This is a genomic window from Protofrankia sp. Cj3, from assembly GCF_917627355.1.
GTDB lineage: Bacteria > Actinomycetota > Actinomycetes > Frankiales > Frankiaceae > Protofrankia.
This window is the reverse complement of sequence record NZ_CAKJTR010000166.1, coordinates 7,082-10,981: the sequence shown is the minus strand read 5'-3', so window position 1 is coordinate 10,981 and position 3,900 is coordinate 7,082. Positions and strand designations below refer to the sequence as shown.

Here is a 3,900-nt window from a genome sequence, read left to right as displayed (position 1 = left end):
ATGGGGAATCTTTCAACTCCCACCCGGAGCATTTTTCTAAGCTACTGTTGGAATCCAGTCGAGTCAGACCATTCCGGACTATCCGGCGGAAGCCTCGACGGCTACCTTCGATCACTCGCAGAGAGTGTCGAGCCGGGGTTGGGGCCACCGGCGCTTCTCGGCTTCGGTGTCTCCCGGCTGTCCGCCGGCAAGGAGAACATTACGGGTGCAGAGCGGGAACGTCAAATGTCAACGGCTTCTCGATCTGTTACCTACATCACATCGCCTGAATGTCGTCTTGACCAACCTGTCTGCTATGGGACCATCGGGGGCTGTTGCCGCCGCGCCGGCCCCGCTCCTGATCAGCCGGTCGACCGGTCGACCGGTCGGCATTCCCGTCACGTCGCGGGCCCGACTCCTGACGGGGCCGCCGCGACCCCGTCAGGAGCGGCCTGCCAGACACGTGGTCGCCAGATGTTCATCCAGCGGTCATCTATTGATGATCTGCTCTCGTCTGAAGGCCGTCAGAAGCTCTTTGCCCACTCACGGTCACGTACGAGCCGTTCGGTGATTGCCGCGAGCTGTTCGCGTACCCGGGCCGGAGCTGTCCCGCCCGGAGCCGAACGAGCCTCCAGCGCGCCTTGGACGGAGAGCACCGTGCGCACGCCCGGAGCCAGGCGCGGGTTGATGGCCGCCAGGTCGTCGTCACCGACCTCGTCGAGTCCCACCTCACGCGCGGCGCACCAGGCCACCAGTTGCCCGACCGCCTCGTGCGCCTCCCGAAACGGCACTCCACACCGGACGAGGTACTCAGCCACATCCGTGGCCAGCGCAAACCCCTCGGGAGCGGCCGCGGCGAGACGCTCCCGGTGTATCCGCATGGTCCCCACCGTGCCCGTGGTCGCCGGCAGTACCAGCAGCAGGGTGTCGACCGCGTCGAACACCGGCTCCTTGTCCTCCTGCAGGTCACGGTCATACGCCAGCGGCAGCCCCTTGAGCACGACGAGCAGTCCGGTGAGCGCGCCGATCAGCCGGCCGGACTTGCCCCGCGCGAGCTCGGCGACATCCGGGTTCTTCTTCTGCGGCATGATCGAACTACCGGTGGCGAACGCGTCGTCCAGCTCGACCCAACCGAACTCCCGGCTCGTCCACAGAACGATCTCCTCGCCGAGCCGGGACAGGTGCACACCGATCAGCGCGGCCGCGAACAGGAACTCCGCGACGAAATCACGGTCGGAGACCGCGTCGATCGAGTTCGCGAAGGCCGAGTCGAAACCGAGCTCCCGCGCGACGCCGTGCGGGTCGAGCGGGAGCGAGGAACCGGCCAGCGCGCCCGCGCCCAGACTGCACACGGCGGCACGCCGGTCCCAGTCCCGTAACCGGTCCACATCACGCGCGAACGCGTGGACGTGGGCGAGCAGCTGATGGGCGAACGAGATCGGTTGGGCATGCTGGAGGTGGGTCATCCCGGGTGCCGGCGTGTCCACCTGTGCCGCCGCCTGGTCGACGAGAGCCAGTTGCAGGTCGACGAGACACCCTGCCACCTGCCGGGCGTGCTCCCGCAGATACATCCGAAGATCGGTGGCTACCTGATCGTTACGGCTTCGCCCCGCCCGCAGCTTGCCCCCAAGGGTGCCGAGGCGCTCGAGCAGACCCCGTTCCAGGGCCGTGTGCACGTCCTCATCGTCAACCGTCGGTCGGAAACGACCGGTTCGCACGGCTTCGGACAGATCGTCCAGGGCCGCGAGGACGGCGGTGAGCTCACCGTCGTCGAGCAGGCCGGCGCGGTGCAGCACGCGGGCGTGCGCGCCCGAGGCCCGCAGGTCGTACGGGGCGAGCCGCCAGTCGAACTGGACGCTGACCGACAGGCGCGCCAGCGCCTGCGCCGGACCGCCGGCGAAACGACCACCCCACAGCCGGGTCGGCGGCGCGGACGCCGATGGCCCTGAGCCCGGTGGTTCGCAGGCCGATGTGCTCACCGGGACAGCCGCTGTTCACGAGCTGACCACACCGTGGTCGGCAGGCCCCACAGGTCGATGAAACCCCGTGCGTCACGCTGATCGAACTGGTCGCCCGCGTCGTAGGTCGCGAGAGCGTGGTCGTAGAGACTCGCCTCGCCACGCCGTCCGACCACCTGGGCCACACCACCGGCGAGCCGGATCCGGACATCGCCGGTGACCCGGGCGCTCGTGGAGTCGATGAACGCGTCCAGCGCCGCCCGCAATGGCGAGTACCACAGGCCGTCGTAGACAAGCTCGCCCCAGCGCTGGTCCACCCCCCGCTTGAACCGGGCGGCCTCGCGCTCGAGGGTGAGGTCCTCCAGGTCACGATGCGCGGTCAGCAGGGTGATCGCCGCCGGGCATTCGTAGATCTCCCGGCTCTTGATCCCCACCAGCCTGTCCTCGATCATGTCAATGCGCCCGACGCCCTGTGCACCGGCGCGGCGGTTCAGCTCGGCGATCAGGTCCACGAGAGGAAGGGCCCGGCCGTCCAGAGAGAGCGGCAGCCCGTCGACAAAACCGATGGTCACCTCGTCCGGCTCCCCCGCGGTGGTCGGGTCAGCGGTGTAGACGAAGACATCCTCCGGGGGCTGCGCCCATGGGTTCTCGAGCACGCCGCACTCGGCCGTACGGCCCCACAGGTTCTGGTCGATCGAGTAGGGCGAACGCGCGGTCACATCGATCGGCAGGTTGCGCTCGTCCGCGAACGCGATCGCCTTGTCCCGCGTCATCCCCGAATCCCGCACCGGCGCCAACACCGACAGGCCCGGGGCAAGAGCCATCACGCCCACCTCGAAACGCACCTGGTCGTTGCCCTTGCCGGTGCAGCCATGCGCGATGGCTCCAGCGCCGAAGGTGCGGGCTGCCTCGACGAGGTGACGGACAATGACAGGCCGCGACAAAGCCGAGATCAACGGATAGCGGTCCATGTAGAGAGCGTTGGCCCGGATGGCCGGGGCCACGAACGACTGGGCGAACTCCGCGCGGGCATCGACCACGACGGATTCCACCGCCCCGCAGGCCAGCGCCCGTTGCCGGATCAGCTCAAGATCCTCACCACCCTGGCCGACGTCAACGGCCAGCGCGACCACTTCGGCGCCGGTTTCAGCACCGATCCAACCGATAGCCACGGACGTGTCCAAGCCGCCCGAATACGCGAGTACGACGCGGTCGGTCACTACGGATCAACCTTTCCACAATCATCAGGGCTGCCTGCCGCGCCAGAAAAGCCAACGCCACGCCGCACTCAGCCAGATATTTTTAGATCATCACACCAGGATTGCAAAAATCATTTTGCTCTGTGTATCAGGCCGGCGGGACTTGGCCGGCCAGGTCGGCAGATGGGCCGTTGACAGGTGAACCACGGGAGCGCCCGTCCGCAAGATCGAGCAGCCGTGCGGCGAGTTCGGGGCCGGTGGGGTCGGTACCGCCAGCCGGATCAGCAACGGCGATCAATGCCGGCCGGCAGATCACCAGGACTGTGTCATCGCCAGCGATGGTGCCCATGACCTCTGGCAGCCCCGCCCGGTCCAGCGCCGAGGCGAACAGTTGCGCCGCACCCGGCGGGGTCCGCAGGACAAGCAGGTTCCCGTTGGCCTCCGCCGAAACGAGCAGATCCTCACAGAGCCGGCCGAGCGGCAGCCGCACGGACTCGGTCGGCGCCAGGTTGACATCGACGGCATACACCAACGCACCATCCGGGCCACGCACCTTGGTCGCGCCGAGATCCTCCAGATCACGGGACAGCGTCGCCTGGGTGACCTGGATGCCCTCCGCCGCCAGCAACCGAGCCAGCTCCGTCTGCGAACGCACCCGCTGGCGGGCTATCAGGGCCGCAAGCCTCGCCTGCCGCGCGTGCTTGGTCAGCGGCGCGGCAGCGTGCCGAGAAACCCTGGGTACCTGGGTGCTCATACGGCGGCCT

The 3,900-nt window shown here is 68.0% G+C and carries 3 protein-coding genes; all 3 read right to left on the bottom strand.

Features of this window, described 5'->3' with window-relative positions; genetic code table 11:
- Window positions 1-503 precede the first annotated feature (503 nt).
- Window positions 504-1,958 (bottom strand): argininosuccinate lyase, encoded by a 1,455-nt coding sequence (gene argH / locus MJ783_RS18540; protein ID WP_239312004.1) that lies wholly within the window; start codon window positions 1,956-1,958, stop codon window positions 504-506.
- Window positions 1,955-3,157 (bottom strand): argininosuccinate synthase, encoded by a 1,203-nt coding sequence (locus tag MJ783_RS18535; protein ID WP_239312001.1) that lies wholly within the window; start codon window positions 3,155-3,157, stop codon window positions 1,955-1,957. Before MJ783_RS18535 ends, argH begins: the two co-directional genes overlap by 4 nt.
- A gap of 127 nt (window positions 3,158-3,284) precedes the next feature.
- Window positions 3,285-3,890 (bottom strand): arginine repressor, encoded by a 606-nt coding sequence (gene argR / locus MJ783_RS18530; RefSeq protein ID WP_239312009.1) that lies wholly within the window; start codon window positions 3,888-3,890, stop codon window positions 3,285-3,287.
- Window positions 3,891-3,900 lie beyond the last annotated feature (10 nt).